19 protein-coding genes are annotated in these 15,478 nt (G+C 64.0%); 10 read left to right on the forward strand and 9 right to left on the reverse strand.

Translation table 11 applies throughout. The features are described from left to right. From J1M81_RS23470 to J1M81_RS23480, 3 genes are all read left to right on the forward strand, one after another. A partial coding sequence (locus J1M81_RS23470; protein ID WP_167329282.1) for a biotin/lipoyl-containing protein occupies positions 1-129 on the forward strand: 129 nt, incomplete at its 5' end. Between the two features lie 83 nt (positions 130-212). Beyond that, positions 213-629, forward strand: coding sequence for a DUF1707 domain-containing protein (locus tag J1M81_RS23475; protein WP_032390035.1), 417 nt, complete (start codon positions 213-215; stop codon positions 627-629). Continuing rightward, complete coding sequence (locus J1M81_RS23480; protein WP_094695384.1) at positions 626-1,312, forward strand: haloacid dehalogenase type II; 687 nt, start codon at positions 626-628, stop codon at positions 1,310-1,312. Before J1M81_RS23475 ends, J1M81_RS23480 begins: the two co-directional genes overlap by 4 nt. A 10-nt stretch (positions 1,313-1,322) precedes the next feature. Here J1M81_RS23480 and J1M81_RS23485 read toward each other — a convergent pair whose 3' ends face one another. Genes J1M81_RS23485 through J1M81_RS23500 form a run of 4 tightly spaced genes read right to left on the reverse strand, consistent with a single transcriptional unit; the run spans position 1,323 to position 3,811 of the window. Continuing rightward, positions 1,323-1,892, reverse strand: coding sequence for an AAA family ATPase (locus J1M81_RS23485; RefSeq protein WP_371831970.1), 570 nt, complete (start codon positions 1,890-1,892; stop codon positions 1,323-1,325). Between the two features lie 15 nt (positions 1,893-1,907). Then, complete coding sequence (locus J1M81_RS23490) at positions 1,908-2,735, reverse strand: hypothetical protein (RefSeq protein ID WP_094695383.1); 828 nt, start codon at positions 2,733-2,735, stop codon at positions 1,908-1,910. A gap of 27 nt (positions 2,736-2,762) precedes the next feature. Beyond that, positions 2,763-3,404, reverse strand: a complete 642-nt coding sequence (locus J1M81_RS23495; RefSeq protein ID WP_308051308.1) for a class I SAM-dependent methyltransferase — start codon at positions 3,402-3,404, stop codon at positions 2,763-2,765. A 5-nt stretch (positions 3,405-3,409) separates the two neighbouring features. After that, positions 3,410-3,811 (reverse strand): VOC family protein, encoded by a 402-nt coding sequence (locus J1M81_RS23500; protein WP_057474284.1) that lies wholly within the window; start codon positions 3,809-3,811, stop codon positions 3,410-3,412. Positions 3,812-4,043: 232 nt separating this feature from the next. Here J1M81_RS23500 and J1M81_RS23505 point away from each other — a divergent pair, with 232 nt between their 5' ends. Beyond that, positions 4,044-4,550: an alpha/beta hydrolase gene (locus J1M81_RS23505; protein ID WP_032370682.1), complete on the forward strand. Its 507-nt coding sequence runs from the start codon at positions 4,044-4,046 to the stop codon at positions 4,548-4,550. Positions 4,551-4,705: 155 nt separating this feature from the next. Here the strand turns inward: J1M81_RS23505 and J1M81_RS23510 are convergent, their stop codons facing one another. Beyond that, on the reverse strand, positions 4,706-5,239 hold the full coding sequence (locus tag J1M81_RS23510) for an NTP transferase domain-containing protein (protein WP_206498951.1): 534 nt from the start codon (positions 5,237-5,239) through the stop codon (positions 4,706-4,708). 177 nt (positions 5,240-5,416) lie between these two features. On the opposite strand from J1M81_RS23510, the gene uraD (J1M81_RS23515) reads away from it, so the two are divergent. The 4 genes from uraD (J1M81_RS23515) to pucL are packed head-to-tail and all read left to right on the forward strand — an operon-like array spanning position 5,417 to position 9,080. Further along, a complete protein-coding gene (gene uraD / locus J1M81_RS23515; RefSeq protein WP_206498952.1) occupies positions 5,417-7,321 on the forward strand; it encodes a 2-oxo-4-hydroxy-4-carboxy-5-ureidoimidazoline decarboxylase in 1,905 nt (634 codons plus the stop codon). A gap of 10 nt (positions 7,322-7,331) precedes the next feature. Next, positions 7,332-7,835 (forward strand): 2-oxo-4-hydroxy-4-carboxy-5-ureidoimidazoline decarboxylase, encoded by a 504-nt coding sequence (gene uraD / locus J1M81_RS23520; RefSeq protein WP_027496461.1) that lies wholly within the window; start codon positions 7,332-7,334, stop codon positions 7,833-7,835. Further along, the gene (gene uraH, locus J1M81_RS23525; protein ID WP_032372721.1) at positions 7,832-8,158 is read left to right on the forward strand and encodes a hydroxyisourate hydrolase; all 327 of its coding nucleotides are present in this window, start codon (positions 7,832-7,834) and stop codon (positions 8,156-8,158) included. The genes uraD (J1M81_RS23520) and uraH overlap by 4 nt, the downstream gene beginning before the upstream one ends. A gap of 1 nt (position 8,159) precedes the next feature. Beyond that, positions 8,160-9,080 (forward strand): factor-independent urate hydroxylase, encoded by a 921-nt coding sequence (gene pucL / locus J1M81_RS23530; RefSeq protein WP_032408087.1) that lies wholly within the window; start codon positions 8,160-8,162, stop codon positions 9,078-9,080. A gap of 10 nt (positions 9,081-9,090) precedes the next feature. On the opposite strand, the gene J1M81_RS23535 is transcribed toward pucL, so the two are convergent. Genes J1M81_RS23535 through J1M81_RS26555 form a run of 3 tightly spaced genes read right to left on the reverse strand, consistent with a single transcriptional unit; the run spans position 9,091 to position 11,303 of the window. Further along, positions 9,091-9,726 carry a DUF2461 domain-containing protein gene (locus J1M81_RS23535; RefSeq protein WP_032372722.1) on the reverse strand — a complete coding sequence of 212 codons (636 nt, stop codon included), beginning with the start codon at positions 9,724-9,726 and terminating at the stop codon, positions 9,091-9,093. A gap of 7 nt (positions 9,727-9,733) precedes the next feature. Then, positions 9,734-11,056: a helix-turn-helix domain-containing protein gene (locus J1M81_RS23540; protein ID WP_241258417.1), complete on the reverse strand. Its 1,323-nt coding sequence runs from the start codon at positions 11,054-11,056 to the stop codon at positions 9,734-9,736. Further along, on the reverse strand, positions 10,965-11,303 hold the full coding sequence (locus J1M81_RS26555; RefSeq protein WP_241258418.1) for a PucR family transcriptional regulator ligand-binding domain-containing protein: 339 nt from the start codon (positions 11,301-11,303) through the stop codon (positions 10,965-10,967). Before J1M81_RS26555 ends, J1M81_RS23540 begins: the two co-directional genes overlap by 92 nt. 179 nt (positions 11,304-11,482) lie before the next feature. On the opposite strand from J1M81_RS26555, the gene J1M81_RS23545 reads away from it, so the two are divergent. Both J1M81_RS23545 and J1M81_RS23550 read left to right on the forward strand, forming a co-directional pair. Next, complete coding sequence (locus tag J1M81_RS23545; protein ID WP_206498953.1) at positions 11,483-12,295, forward strand: FAD binding domain-containing protein; 813 nt, start codon at positions 11,483-11,485, stop codon at positions 12,293-12,295. Continuing rightward, the gene (locus J1M81_RS23550; RefSeq protein WP_206498954.1) at positions 12,292-15,006 is read left to right on the forward strand and encodes a molybdopterin cofactor-binding domain-containing protein; all 2,715 of its coding nucleotides are present in this window, start codon (positions 12,292-12,294) and stop codon (positions 15,004-15,006) included. The genes J1M81_RS23545 and J1M81_RS23550 overlap by 4 nt, the downstream gene beginning before the upstream one ends. Here J1M81_RS23550 and J1M81_RS23555 read toward each other — a convergent pair. After that, positions 14,978-15,415 (reverse strand): Lrp/AsnC family transcriptional regulator, encoded by a 438-nt coding sequence (locus tag J1M81_RS23555; RefSeq protein WP_027496454.1) that lies wholly within the window; start codon positions 15,413-15,415, stop codon positions 14,978-14,980. The two genes, J1M81_RS23550 and J1M81_RS23555, sit on opposite strands and share 29 nt — an antisense overlap. Positions 15,416-15,478 lie beyond the last annotated feature (63 nt).

Consider the following 15,478-nt stretch of genomic DNA (forward strand, 5'->3'; position numbering starts at 1 on the left):
GTCGCTGTCCTGGAAGCGATGAAAATGGAAAACCCCGTCACCGCCCACAAAGCAGGCACCATCACCGGCCTGAGCGTCACCGCAGGCGACGCCATCACCCAAGGCACCGTCCTCGCAGAAATCAAGTGACACCGACGTTCGATGCCGAACGGATCGACCCCCGGGCGACTTTCGGCATCGAACGGCGGCGCGGATAGCGCTACCCTGTAGCAATGTCCGAGCTTCCGGAAATACGTATCGGTACCGCTGATCGGGAGAAGGCCCTCGATGTGCTGGGTCAGCACTTCAGCGAGGGCCGCCTGACGGTTCCCGAATTCGACGAGCGCAGTGCCACAATCGCTTCCGCGACGACGCGTGGACAGCTCGAATCGGTATTCGTCGACCTCCCCACCGCGTCCGGTACTGCGTCGCTCGCACGATCCGACGCCGACGCACCGGCCGTGAAGGACCGCGGAATCGATTGGGCTGCAGTAGTGATGCCGATCGTCATCTTCGGATCACTTGCTCTGTTCTTTCTCACCGATTTCGACCAAAAGTGGCTTTTCTTCCTTCTCATTCCGCTGGCCGGAGCCATCCTGTCTGCGGTAGGACATCCGGCGGACAAGAAGAAAAAGAAGAAGAAGCGTTGAAAGCGCTGCTGTTCGACGTCTTCGGCACCGTCGTCGATTGGCGCACGAGCATTGCCCGCGAGGTCTCCGAAATCTGCGGTCCGGGAGTCGACAGCTATCGGTTTGCCGATCGGTGGCGGAGCCTCTATCAACCGGCCATGGAACAGGTGCGGTCCGGTGAACGACCTTTCACTCGGTTGGACGTACTGCACCTGGAGTCCCTGCGAACGGTGCTCTCCGAGTTCGAGATCGACCTGGATGCGGACGCCACGACCGCACTCAATTTCGCGTGGCATCGACTGGAGCCGTGGCCCGATTCCGTTCCCGGGCTCACGCGGCTGCGCACCGAGTTCGTCGTAGCACCGCTCTCGAACGGCAACATCTCGCTGCTGCTGGACATGGCCAAGAATGCCGGCCTTCCCTGGGACGCCATCCTGGGCGCGGAACCGGTGCAGGCGTACAAGCCCATGCCCGACGCCTACCTACGTACCGCAGACGTCCTCGGGCTGCGTCCCGACGAGTGCATGATGGTTGCCGCACACAACAGCGACCTCGCCGCCGCAGCCGAGTGTGGCTTCGCCACCGCATTCGTCGCCCGCCCGCTGGAACACGGCCCGACGCAGACGTTCGACCTTGCTCCCGAAGCCGAGTGGACCTACAGCGCAGACTCGATCGAGTCCCTTGCCGACCGACTCAACTGCTGACAGACGCAGTTCAGAATCTCGCCGCCGGAACCAGTCGATCGGCCAGCCACCTGTTCACTTCAGCGTGCGATCGGAATCGCACGATCGTCAGGTCCGGTCGGCGCATGTTCAGTCGCCGTACTCGCTCGGCAGTCAGACGATGTGTGTTCCAGGCCCACCGGACGACGTGCTCGCGATCGAAAAATATGTGATGCAGTTTTGGCTCGATGTTGCCGTTCCACAGCACTGTTCGACCGACCCGACGACGGAGCGTGCGGAAGACGATCTGCCGCATCACCGTTCGACGAGGCAGATCGAGCCACAGGCAGAGGTCGGCCCGATCGGCGAGTCGATCCCGCACAACGCTGTACTGCCACTCGGTGACCCAGGCCGGGCGGGCGATGAACTCGTCCACGTCCTGCTCGAACGTGACACGGGGCGTCCAGTCAGGCCCGTGATATAGGCTGTCGATCTCGATGTGTTCGATTCCCAGAATCGATCCGAGACGAGCCGACAACGTGGTCTTACCGGAACCGGATGTCCCTGCCACCACGATTCGCGAGGGGCGACGCGATACCGCGTCGTTCGGTCCGAGAATCACGACTTTTTTCGCCCGCTACGGTTGGGCACAGAGCGCTACGATCGCGTCCGCCATGTTCTTCACGAAGTGTCGACGCGCCGTTTCGGGCAGCCGATCCAGTGAGAGGTACGGGTTCAGGTCTTCGAGCTCGACCAACAGCAGCGTTCCGTCGACGGTGCGGCATGCGTCCACCCGCGTGATTCCGTGGTCGATGTCGTTCCAGTCGACGAAACGTTGCGCGAACTCTTCGTCCTGAGCAGTACTCGAGTACGGCTCCAACTCCCAACGTCGGCCGGGGTCCGGAGCGTACAGGGCGTATTGCACTGTGCGGCCGATGAAGTAGAACGACACTTCGTAGACAAAATCGATCCGCGGCTGAATCAATCTGCCCGGCTCGACTTCCGACAGTTCGGCGCGTCCGATCTGACGCATGCCGATCGAGTCGGCACCCCATTTCGGTTTCACCACATAGGTATTCACCTCGGGTAAGCGCGAGACGCCCCGCGGATCGTCGACGGTAGGTATGACCGGAAAACCATCTGCGAAAAGATCGACCAGGTACTGCTTGCCTCTCTGGTCGCCTTTGCCGGTCAGCTGGGTGAAAACCTTCGTGCCGTTCTCGCGCGCATGGCGAGCAAACGCGTCGAACGCGTCCTGGTATCCCAGCACAGGTCCGGAGTTCCGGACGACGACAGCATCGAAGCCATCCATCAGTGCCAGCGCATCGAGCGGGTGACACAGCGCGATGTCGACCCACTCACGGAGCTGCGAAGACAAGAAGATGTCTTCGTCGCAGTAGCGTCGGCCCTTAGACAGATACGCCAAGTCGGTCACGAACAGAACGCGTGGACGGGGTGCGCACATCGGGCAGATCCTACCGGTCTCGAGATGTCACGATGTTCGCTTGCGCGCCATCAGAAATGCCTGCGATGTCGACTCGTATCCCATCGGAGCTCGATGCACGCGGACGTCCACCTCGAAGTTCGCCTCGACGAGCATGCCCGCGACCGCGTCCGGGTCGAGTCGATACGCGTCGTACGAGACGGAGTGTCCGTACACCTGTTCCAGTCGCACCCGCTCGTCCCCGGATTGAAATGCCAACAGCAGCAGTCCATCCGGACGCAGCACCCGATGCAGTTCGGCGAACACCTGCGGCAGCTGGGCCGGCGGGGTGTGGATGATCGAATACCAGGCGACGATTCCCGAGACGGTGCAGTAGCCCATGTCGAGCGACTGCATCGCGCCGACGACGAAACGCACGTCCGGAAATTCACGACGCGCAACGTCGATCATGCTGGGCGACAGATCGATTCCGGTCATGGCCAGACCCAGGCATCGTAGATGGCCCGCGATGCGCCCCGATCCGCATCCCACGTCGACTACGACCCCAGCGTCGACACGCTCGGCGAATGTGGCCAGCAGCGCCTTTTCCAGATGCTTGCCGTCCAGCTCGTCGCGAACCAGGTCCGCGTAGCTTTCTGCGACGGTGTCGTATGCCGCCCTCGTCATCGAAACGTGCTGCTGTTCGTCCACAACCGTCACGGTACAGACTCGCCCGGTTCGGCCAGGTACGAGCGCGTCAGCATCTCGAAGAAGTGGCCGGTGGGGTCGCGAAAGTACACCCCTCGACCGCCATGATCGGTGTTGATTACCCCGGGCCGAGTCATCCGTGGATCGGCCCAGTGTTCGACGCCCATACCGACGAGCCGTGTGTAGGCGGCGTCGAAGAGGTCGTCGGTGACTCTGAATGCGTAGTGCTGGAATTGAATGTCATCCATCGGTGGTTCGGCGAACTGAATCAACGTCCCGTCGGTGAGTTGTACGTTGACGAACGGGCCCCACGAGGGTGCCTCCGGCAGGTCGAACAGTTCGCGAAAGAACGCCGCCGACGCAGAACTGTTCTTCGCAGCAATGATGGTGTGATCGAACGAAACGGACATGCGCTGCCTCCTGGGCAGTACGACGCCTCCATGCCTGACGCAGTCCGTCATAGACACGCGACGCTGCGCCAGATGGTTCCACGAGGCACTGTGGTGCGTCAACCCTTTGTGCGCGTTTTGCGAACCCCGGGGTACGCAAAACGCGCACGACAGGATGGTGTGTCGACCGGTGAATTCACGGGCGAGCACCGGTCTTTTTCAGTGACAGCATTGCCGAGGAGAGGAACCCCGCATGGTCGGTCGACTTCTGTTCGTTCACGGTGCCGGCGGATTCGTCGACGACGCGGAGCTGGCGCACGGGTTGGCTGGAGCTCTGCGTCTCGAACTTCGGATGCCGGAGCTGTCCGACACCGCCATGGGTTTCGAGGACTGGGCCGAACCGGTTAGGCAGCACCTGGACCGGCTCGGACCCGACGATGCGGTGATTGCGCATTCCTTCGGCGCATCGATCCTCGTCAGGGTCTTGACAGAACATCGCCGGGAATGGCCCGCGCGGGCCATTCTGTTGGCGATGCCGGACTGGACTCCGCGTGGGTGGGACATCGCCGACTACGCGTTCACCGACCGAGAGCCCGAGACCGACCTGATGCTCGTCCACTGCCGAGACGACGACGTGGTTCCCATTTCTCATCTGGCGCTGAACTCGAAGGCGCTCCCGTCGGCGACGGTGGTCGAGTTCCCGACCGGTGGTCATCAGTTCGACGGCATGATCGACGCCATTGCCGCCGAGGTCCTTTGACCGAGCGTCCCCGCGGGGACGCTTCTACTGGCTCCGGTCCTCGTAGTCGATGGGGAGGCGGGCTCGGTCGCACATGCAGACTGGGTGTCCGCTCACCGTGCACCGGACACAGCGCCTTCGTAGAGTCCAGTCCCGAGTGGACGAGAGGCGTCCGCTCACCGGTAGTCGTGGTCGATTCCCGTTGCCCATTGCGAACATTCGACGGCGATCACGTCGTCCCTCCCCCGCAAGAACTCCCGCGCCCCCGAGTCTCCCGACGCCGATGCCGCGGCCTCCTCGAGGTGTCGACGCGCCAGAACGACCGGGTGACCCGGACGGCCATCGAACACGGCGCGGGCGAGACCGGTCTCGTGCGCGGCGTCGAGGACTGCCCGCACCACGTCGGACCCGACATCCGGGGTGTCGACCACGTGCAGCACTGCGTACGCCGCATCCGATGCTGCTTCGAGCCCGGCGGTGAAGGATGCGCTCATTCCCTGCTCCCAGTGGGGAGCGTGTACTGCGGTGGCGCCATCGGGCACAGTGACGTCGGCCGCGCCCAGTACAACGATCACCTGGTCACAACCACCATCGGTCAGTGCCTGCACAGCCGTGCGAAGCCACAACCCGTCGTGAGCGAGCACTTTGGGCGATCCGTATCGCGTTCCGGCACCTGCAGCCAGGACCACTCCCGCGACAGCGTCGGACATCGTCACTCCTTCTGTCGTCCTGCCAGGTCTTGGATGATCGCACAACACGCGCCTCGAGCGCGGCGGAAACTTTGTGCTCGCTCGACTGGCGGCAGCGGTCGCAATGACCGATTCTTGGTGCACTTCTCCTGCAGCGTCGCAGGAATCCACCCTGTTGCGTCCGCGAGGTGCCCACCGATGTCCGTCAAGCCCATCACACGCAAGCGCGTCCATCCCGTCGACGAAGTGCTTCCTGTTCCCAAATTGGCCGCGTACGGGTTTCAACACGTGGTCGCGTTCTACGCCGGTGCCGTTCTCGTACCGATCATGATCGGCAGCGCAATCGGGCTGACCAACGAACAGCTGATCCATCTCATCAACGCGGACCTGTTCACCTGCGGTATCGCGTCGATCATTCAGTCGGTCGGGTTCTGGAAGATCGGTGTCCGGCTCCCACTTCTGCAGGGCGTCACATTCGCCGGTGTGTCGCCGGTGATCGCGATCGCACTGGCCAACGGCGGCGGCACCGAGGGGTTGCTGTACGTCTACGGTGCCGTCATCGTCGCCGGTCTGGTCACGTTCTTCATGGCACCGTACTTCAGTAGGCTGCTGCGCTTCTTCCCACCGGTGGTGACCGGAACCGTCATCACGATCATCGGCGTCGCGTTGCTGCCGGTAGCGGTCAACGATGCGGTGACCAATCCTGCGACACACGAACAGGATCCGACCAACGGTCGATGGATGGCGTACGCGATCGGCACGCTGCTGATCATCGTGCTGATCCAACGGTTCTTCAAGGGCTTCATGGCCACCATCGCCGTCTTGCTCGGTCTGGTCATCGGCAGTGCCGTCGCATTCGTGTTGGGCGACATGAACTTCGACGGCACCGCGGAAGCATCGTGGGTCGGATTCACCCAGCCCTTCCTGTTCGGTGTGCCCAAATTCAGTGTCGTCGCCATCATTTCGATGATCGTCGTCATGCTCATCATCGCGGTCGAAACCACCGGCAGTGTCTATGCGACGGGTGAGATCGTCGGCAAGCGCATCAAGAAGGACGACATCGCTGCCACGCTGCGGGCCGATGGAGTCGCCACCGTCATCGGCGGCACGTTCAACTCGTTCCCGTACACGGCATTCTCGGAGAACGTCGGCCTGGTCCGACTGACCGGTGTGCGTAGTCGGTGGGTGGTCGCCAGCGCGGGCGGCATCATGATTCTGCTCGGTCTGCTGCCGAAGACGGCGGCCGTCGTCGCCTCCATCCCGCCACCGGTACTGGGCGGTGCCGCACTGGCCCTGTTCGCGACGGTCGCCGTCGTCGGAATCCAGACTCTGTCGAAGGTGGACTTCACCGACCATCGCAACTTGATCATCGTCGCCACCAGTCTCGGACTGGCGATGCTCGTCACCATCCAACCCACCGTTTCGCAGGGCGTACCGGATTGGCTCGAGATGCTGTTCGGCAGCGGAATCGTCCTGGGCGCCGTCTCTGCCATCGTCCTCAACATCCTGTTCTTCCACATCGGAAATCGTGGTCAGGCCGTGGCCGGCGGTCCGGGTGCAGGTATCACCCTCGACCGGGTCAACGAGATGTCGGCCGAGGAGTTCGCCGCCACGTTCGGCGGTCTGGTGCAGGGCACCCCGTGGGTCGTCGAGCGTGCGTATCAGCAGCGCCCGTTCGCCGACGCCCACGGTCTACGTGAGGCATTCCAGGAAGCACTGTTGGCCGGTACCACCGAGGAACAGATCGAGCTGATCAACAGCTACCCCGACCTCGGCAGCGAGGATGCGATGGGCACCCTCAACGCTGCCGATCACGTCGGATTGTCCAACCTCGAGGAGGACGAACACGAGAACATCGTTCAGCTCGCCGCCGAGTATCGGCGACACTTCGGATTCCCGTTGGTGATCTGCGCCCGAGAGACCGAACGGTACGATCGAGTTCTGGCCAACGGATGGTCGCGGGTGGAGAATGCGCCGTCGGCGGAGCGATCTTTCGCGATGATCGAAATCGCCAAGATCGCGAACTATCGGTTCGACGATCTGGTTGCGGACGCCAACCCCATAGCGGCCGCGCGGTTCGGCCGGATCAACGACTTCAGATAGCGAGCGAGATGTGCTGCACGAATGGATAGGACTCGACGGGTTCAACAAGCTCTCCGATCGACAGGCGATGCATGCACTGTTCGAGTGCTGCGCGTCCTCGATCTGGGCCCGTCGAGTCGCCCAGGGTAGACCGTTCGCCAGCCGAGACTCTTTGTTGGACAGAGCAGATCGGGTACTTGCCGAGCTGCCGGAGGCCGAGATAGATCATGCACTCGACGGCCATCCCCGGATCGGGGGCACTGCGGACAACCCGTCGTCGAAGCGTGAGCAGGCCGCAGTGACCACTGCGGGCACCGAAGTACGCGAGAAGTTGGCGGCGGGAAACCGCGCGTACGAGGACAAGTTCGGGCACGTGTATCTGGTGTGCGCGACCGGCAGGTCGGCCGAGGAGTTGCTCGCTATCCTCGAGGAGAGGCTCGACAACGATGCCGAAACCGAAAGACGGGTGCTCCGCGTGGAACTGGCCAAGATCAACCGAATTCGCCTCGGCCGCGTGCTGGGACCGACGCAGTGACCGGGCTGTCCACGCACGTGCTCGACGCCACGGCCGGCACACCGGCGGTCGGCATGCGCGTGCGGCTGTTCCATTCCGAACAGGGCGAGATATCGACAGCCACCACCGACGGAGACGGCCGCATCGGTGAGGTGATTCCCGGACCTGTCGAACCGGGCGTGTACCGGCTCTCGTTCGACACGGAATCGTATTTCGAGGCGACCTCGACCCCGAGCTTCTACCCCGAGGTGTCCGTCTCCTTCACCGTCATCGACCCCGACGCCCACTATCACGTGCCGTTGTTGTTGTCCCCCTTCGCATATTCGACCTATCGCGGGAGCTGACATGACCGACCTGACCGGAAAGATCGTTCTGGGAGCGAATCAGTACGGCAAAGCCGAGAACCGGGTGGTGCGGATCTATCGAGATTCTCCGCGGCACGAGATCCACGACATCAACGTATCGAGTGCGCTGCGTGGCGATTTCTCTGCCGCACACCTGGCCGGCGATCAGTCCGCCGTTCTGCCCACCGACACCCAGAAGCAGACCGCGTACGCGTATGCCAAGACCAAGGGTCTGCTCCACCTGGAGAGCTACGGGCTCGACCTCGCGCGTCACTACGTCGACGACGTCGAGCCCGTCGACGGTGCCCGTATCGAACTCGAGGAGTACGCCTGGGCGCGTGCGGTCGTCGACGGCGTCGAGCACGACCACACGTGGACCCGCAAGGGCGAGGAAATTCGCACCTCGGCCGTCACGGTCGAGGGTAAGGGCGAGGCGCAGCGAACCTGGGTCGTCAGCGGTTTCAAGGAGATGGTGATTCTCAAGTCGACGGGTTCGGAGTTCCACGGCTTCCTCGAGGACGATCTGACGATTCTCGAGCCCACGACCGACCGAGTGATGGCGACGTCGCTGACAGCGCAGTGGCGCTACACCACAACCGATGTCGAGTGGGATGCGGTGTACGCGGGCGTCAAGGCCGCGATGATCGAGCGATTCGCCAACCTGCAGTCGCTGGCTCTTCAGCAGACCCTGTACGCCATGGGCGAGGCGGCACTGGAGAAGTATCCGTTCATTGCCGAGATCTCGATGTCGGCCCCCAACAAGCACCACTTCGTCTACGACTTGGGCAAGTTCGGCATCGAGAACAACCTGGAGGTGTTCAACGCCGACGATCGGCCCTACGGTCTGATTCAGGCAACGGTCGAACGAGAGGACGCTCCGGACGCCGGAAGTGCTTGGCGCACATACTCCGTCGTCGGGTAACACATTGTGCTCACGTGTGCAGTGCCGCGGACCATTCCACCAGGGGGCTCAGAGCACGCCAGGCGTCGCGTACTTTCGTTGCTGCCTTGGGGCTTTCGAGCCACGCGGGTGAGCCGAAATGTTTGCCGGCAGTCAACGTCTTGTGCCGCAGCAGATCGATGCGCGGATGGTCGACCTCGTAGCCCCGCGGCTTGGTCTTGAGCGTGTCGCCGCCGATCTCGAACCCGGATTTCGTCAGCGTGGCCAGTAGCGCCTCGAGTTCGGCTCCGCGTACGTCGTCGTCGACGGTCTTGCGGAAACGCGCGATCGAGTCCGGGGAGCTGTTGTAGAAGCCGCCTGCGACGAACAATCCGGCGGGATCGATCTGGACGTAGTAGCCGAGGCTGTCGCCCCGTGCGACGAACCCGCCCTGGTGACTCTTGTACGGGGTCTTGTCTTTCGAGAATCGAACGTCCCGGTACGGCCGAAACAGTTTGGCGCTACCGAATTCGGGTTCCAGGTACGCCAGCAACGCGGTCATCGGTGCCTTGACGGCACTGTCGTAGACGTCCTTGTGTTCGTTCCACCAGAGTTTGCTGTTGTCGGCTTCGAGGTCTTCGTAGAAGTCCAGGGCGGTGAAGGGGATTCCGGTGAAGCCTGCAGTCATTTCCCCATTATGCAGCGCCGTGGGCCGACGCCCGAGGCATGGATTGCAGGGCGAGGTAGACATCCAGTCTGTCCGCAGTGGAGCCGAGATCTCGCCCCAGCAGTTCCTCCACGCGTTTGATGCGATATCGGACGGTGTTGAGATGGACGTGCATCGACTCTGCGGTTCGATGCCAGGACCCTCCGTTGGCCAGAAACTCCCGCAGCGTGTCGGTCAGGTCGGCGTCGGTGCGTCGGTCGTGCTCGAGCAGCGGCGCGAGGACGTGCTCGACGAACGATTTTCGTACGTCGTCGGGAAGCGCCGACATCATCGATACTGCCGAGGTCGGCTTGGTGCCTGCGGTGACCGTCACCGCCGCGGATCCCTGCCTGCTGAGTTCGAGAGCGTGCCGAGCCGACCTCAGTGCGCCGTCGATGGTCAGCCCGGTGGCCACGGCGCTCACGCCCACATGTATTCGGCTGGGTCCGATTCCAGAGCGCAACCGGGACAGCCGAATGCGGATGGTCTGCGCGAACAGTGTGTCGTCGGTATTGACGACTGCGACGATGTCGCCGTGTGCGCTGCATCCGACACACCCACCGCCGAACGAGGTCAGGGTGTCACCGACGACGGATCGGAGCATCTCTCGCAGGTCGACGCGACCGCTGTGGGCAACTCTGACGACGACGAGCGGCCTGTCGGGGTCGACTCCTGCCTGGCGCAGCCTCGTCAGTGCCTCGAATCCGGTGCTGTCGTGTTCGATCAACGCCACCGCCTGTTCTGCGATCTCACGCCGCACCAGCCGTCCTTCTTCACGCCGGGCACGATCGAGCGCGGCGATGGCTGCGAGTTGCCCGAACGCCTCGGAGACGTCGGGAGAGAACGAATCCATGTCTCCGGCCACAGCCAGGAACCATCGCGTGGTGCGCTGTACGAGCGATGGCCCGACGCCGAAGACACTGTAGGTCGAGCCATCAGCGAGAACGGTTGTCGTAGGAAGTGTTTCGGATGAGAGTGCCGCGTGCGTCAAGGTGTCGACATCGGCGTCGGACAAAGCAGATGCCTCGGTGACCAACCGACGCCCGGTGGCGGTGTAGATCAGGCACGCCATTCCCGTTTCTCTGGAGATGTGCAGTGTTAGTTCGTCGAGGGCTCTGCCGTCGGCGACCGCGGTGAGCAACTGGCGTTGGCGCACGAGCGAATTGTTCAGCGAGGCAATTCGATCACCGGTGACCCGGCCGACGAGAAATTCGGTGACCTCACCGAACGACACCGTGTCGGGAACAGCGAGGAGCGGCAGACCGTGTCGCGCGCATGCGTCGACGAGATCGAGCGGAATGTGTCCGAGCAACCCCTCCCCCCGCGGCCAATGCCGTCGCACCGGATTCGGCCACCGATCGAATGAACACTTCGCTGTCGTCGGGCGTGCGCCGCCATACGAGTCCGGTGATGACCAACTCGCCGCCCGCGATGTATCGGGACGGGTCGGGTAGGTCGGTGGTGAACGTCCACCGCAGGGTACGTCCGAGGGCGTCGCGATCGGAGGTGAGCAATCGGATGCCCAGGTGCGAGGCATCGAGTAGGTCTCCGACGTACATCGCTGAACCTCCCGCCTCGTGTGTTCGGCCGTGCCGGAGGCAAAGATAAGCGCGGGTTGTTTCCGCCGAGTTTCGGGCGTATCGCGTGAGCACCGAGATCGGTAACAGAAAGTCACTACAGTTCGAGAAGGCGCACCGGGCGGTGAATCCGGGCCGGCGAGAATGAGGTGAACGAAGCCATGGATCTCGGCACTGTCGATCGTGTTCTGCTTCCCCGCTCGCGTGCGGATCTGCCGCCGGGCAGCGCGGACGCCGCGGTAGTTGCGGGCGGCACGTGGCTGTTCTCGGAGAAACAGGACCACCTGACCACCCTGATCGACATCACGGCCCTGGGATGGGAGCCGTTGATCGTCGACGAGAACGGACTCGGGATCGCAGCGACGTGCACGATCGAGACTCTGGCTCGATTCGAGTCCGCCTTCCCCGCAACCACCTTGTTCCCTCGGTGTGCAGCCGCCCTGCTGGCCTCGTTCAAGATCTGGAAGACCGCCACAGTCGGCGGAAACGTAGCGCTCGCCCTGCCTGCCGGAGCCATGATTTCGTTGACTGCCGCCCTGGACGGCGTCGCAGAGGTGTGGTCGGCACACGGCCCCGAGCACGACTACCGTCTGCCGATCGACCAGCTGGTCGTCGGCCCCCAGACCACGGTGCTCCGACCCGGGGATGTGCTGCGCAGCATCGACGTTCCGCGGCACGCCCTCGAGTCGAGAACGGCGATGCGCACGCTGTCGCTCTCACCTCTCGGCCGATCGGCGGCAGTGGTGATCGGCCGCGTCGACCCCGACGGCACATTCGTGTTGACCGTCACCGCGTCGACCGTTCGTCCGTTCGTGCTTCGGCTTTCGGCCGTGCCGACGGCGCACGAGCTCGACGACGCCCTTGCCGACACTATCGGCCCGCAGCACTGGTACGACGATCCCCATGGTGCGCCGGATTGGCGTCGACACATCAGTTGCGCTGCGGCGCAGTCCATTCGCGAGGAGCTGTCATGATCGTCGACATCAACGGCGTACCGACCGAGGTTGCCGCGCGACCGGGTCAATGTCTGCGCACTTTGCTCCGCGAACACGACCGTTTCGAGGTCAAGAAGGGCTGCGACGCCGGTGACTGCGGCGCATGCACGGTCCTCGTCGACGGAGAACCGATGCACTCGTGCATATTTCCCGCCTACCGTGCCGCCGACAGGTCCGTCACCACCGTGGCCGGGCTCGGCACCCCGCAGGATCTGCACCCGATGCAGCGCCGGTTCGTCGAGGCCGCCGGATTCCAATGCGGGTTCTGTACGGCCGGGATGGTCGTGACCGCGTCGACCCTGACCGCGGACGACAGGGACGAGCTGCCGGCAAGACTGAAGGGAAACCTGTGTCGCTGCACCGGGTATCGCGCCATTTCCGATGCCGTGTGCGGGGTGGTCAACACCGAGGAGGTGGCCGACGGTCCGGCATGCGGGCGTTCGCTCGAAGCCCCCGCAAGCACACGGATAGTCACCGGAACCGAGCCGTACACGCTCGATCACTCCCCGCCCGGGCTGCTGCACGCCAGCGTTCTCGGCAGTCCGCATGCCCACGCGCGGATCGTCTCCATCGATACCACGGCCGCGGAGCAGGTTCCGGGCGTGCAGCTGGTGCTCACCTCGAAAGACAGCCCGGCGGTGTCATTTTCCACGGCCAGACACGACAGCCGCGTCGACGACCCCGACGACACCCGGGTACTCGACACCGTCGTCCGGTTCATCGGCCAACGTGTGGCGATCGTGGTCGCGGAGTCGATCGCCGCCGCACAGGCGGGCTGCCGCGCCCTCATCGTCGAGTACGAGGTGCTACCCGCCGTGTTCGACCCCGAGTCGGCACTCGCCCCGGACGCACCGAAGATCCACGGCGACAAGGACACATCGGCGCGGATCGCCGACCCGTCCCGAAACCTGGTGGCCGAACTGTACGGCAGCACCGGATACGTCGACGCCGCGGTACGTGATGCAGCAGCGGTGGTCACCGGGCGATGGACGACTCAGCGAATTCAGCACGTGCACTTGGAAACTCATGGCACCATCGGTTGGCTGGACGCCGACGGCCGGCTTCATCTGCGCACCAGCACCCAGGTTCCCTACCTGGTGCGCGACGAAATATGCGAGATCTTCGGCCTCCCCCGGGATCGTGTCCGCGTGTTCACCGCACGGGTGGGTGGCGGCTTCGGCGGCAAACAGGAACTACTGACCGAGGACGTCGTCGCGCTGGCCGTTCTGCGGACCGGTCGGCCGGTGCAGTTCGAGTTCACCCGCACGGACGAGTTCACGGTCGCACCGTGCCGACACCCGTTTCGCGTCGACGTCACCGCCGCCGCGAGCGCCGACGGCGTGTTGACCGCACTGTCGATCGACGTGCTGACCGACGCCGGGGCGTACGGCAATCACAGTGCCGGAGTGATGTTTCACGGGTGCGGCGAATCGGTGGCGATCTACCGGTGCGCCAACAAGCGGGTCGACGCGAAGACCGTGTACACCAACAACATTCCATCGGGTGCCTTCCGCGGCTACGGACTGGGGCAGGTCATGTTCGCGATCGAATCGGCCCTCGACGATCTCGCCCGAGAGCTCGATATCGACCCGTTCGAGTTCCGCCGCCGCAATGTCATCGTTCCCGGCGACGAGATCGTCGCCGCGCACCGCGAAGGCGACGACCTGCAATTCGGCAGCTACGGTCTCGATCAGTGCATCGACCTCGCCGAGAACGCCATCAGGCAAGGCAACGGCGAGCCTGCGCCGCCCGGCTGGAAGATCGGTGAAGGAATGGCGGTGGCCATGATCGCCACCATTCCGCCCCGTGGCCACCGCGCCGAGGCCACCGCGTCGCTGCTGCCCGAGGGCGGCTACGAGATACGCGTCGGAACAGCGGAGTTCGGAAACGGGACCACCACCGTCCACACCCAGATCGCGGCCAGCGAGCTGTGCACGTCGGTCGACCGCATCCGCGTCGTGCAGTCCGATACCGACTCGGTCACCTACGACACCGGTGCGTTCGGCTCGGCGGGGACCGTCGTCGCAGGCAAGGCGCTCTACGCGGCGGTGCGCGGGTTGTCGGCCCGCATCGTCGAGGTCGCTGCCACCGCGACCGGGCACCGCCCTTCGAACTGCACGTTGGGGCCCGAGGGGGTGCGGTGCGGAGATCGCTTCGTCCCGTTGGACGACGTACTGGCATCGGCGGGCGGCACGTTGACGGCAAGCGGCAACAGCGGCGGACTCCCGCGATCACTGGCGTTCAACGTGCAGGCATTTCGGGTGGCGGTCGACGAAGCGACCGGTACGGTCGCGATCCTCCAGTCGGTGCAGAGCGCCGACGCAGGCACCGTGATGAACCCGCAGCAGTGCCGGGGCCAGGTCGAAGGCGGTGTCGCGCAGGCCATCGGCAGCGCACTGTACGAGGAGATGCGCACCGACGGTGCGGGGCGGATCACCACCGACTCCATTCGGAGTTATCACGTCCCCCAGTTCGCGGACATTCCACGAACCCAGGTGCTGTTCGCGGACACCTACGACCGATTGGGCCCGTTCGGCGCGAAGTCGATGAGCGAGTCACCGTACAACCCCGTCGCCCCCGCACTGGCCAACGCGATCCGTGACGCGGTGGGAGTGCGCTTGCACCACTTGCCCATGTCCTCGGACCGCGTCTGGCGAGCGGTCAACGATCGTAGAACGTCTGCAGAATGATCGTGCTGCGCGTCTGCACGTGCGCCGTGGCGCGAATTTCCTGCAGTAGATGTTCGAGGGCGCGCGGCGACTCGACGCGCACCATCAGGACGTAGCTCTCCTCGCCGGCAACCGAGTGACACGACTCGATGGCGGTCAGATGCTTCAGTCGTGCGGGGGCGTCGTCCGGCCGAGCCGGATCGATCGGAGTGATCGCGACGAACGCCGACAACGGACGCCCCAGAGCTTCGGGATCGACCTGCGCCGTATAACCGCGAATGACTCGTCGCGACTCCAGGCGTCGAACTCGCGACTGAACAGCCGACACGGACAGAGACGCCTTCTCTGCCAACGTCGCCAACGTCGCGCGGCCGTCCGAGATCAATTCGTCGACGATCAGGCGGTCGACGCGATCGAGGTTTTCACTCACGTGCGCAATCTAGCTCAGATCCCCGCCGATGCCCCTCTGCCCGCACGAGACATGACCCTCTGC

The organism is Rhodococcus sp. KRD175 (assembly GCF_017168275.1).
GTDB lineage: Bacteria > Actinomycetota > Actinomycetes > Mycobacteriales > Mycobacteriaceae > Rhodococcoides > Rhodococcoides fascians.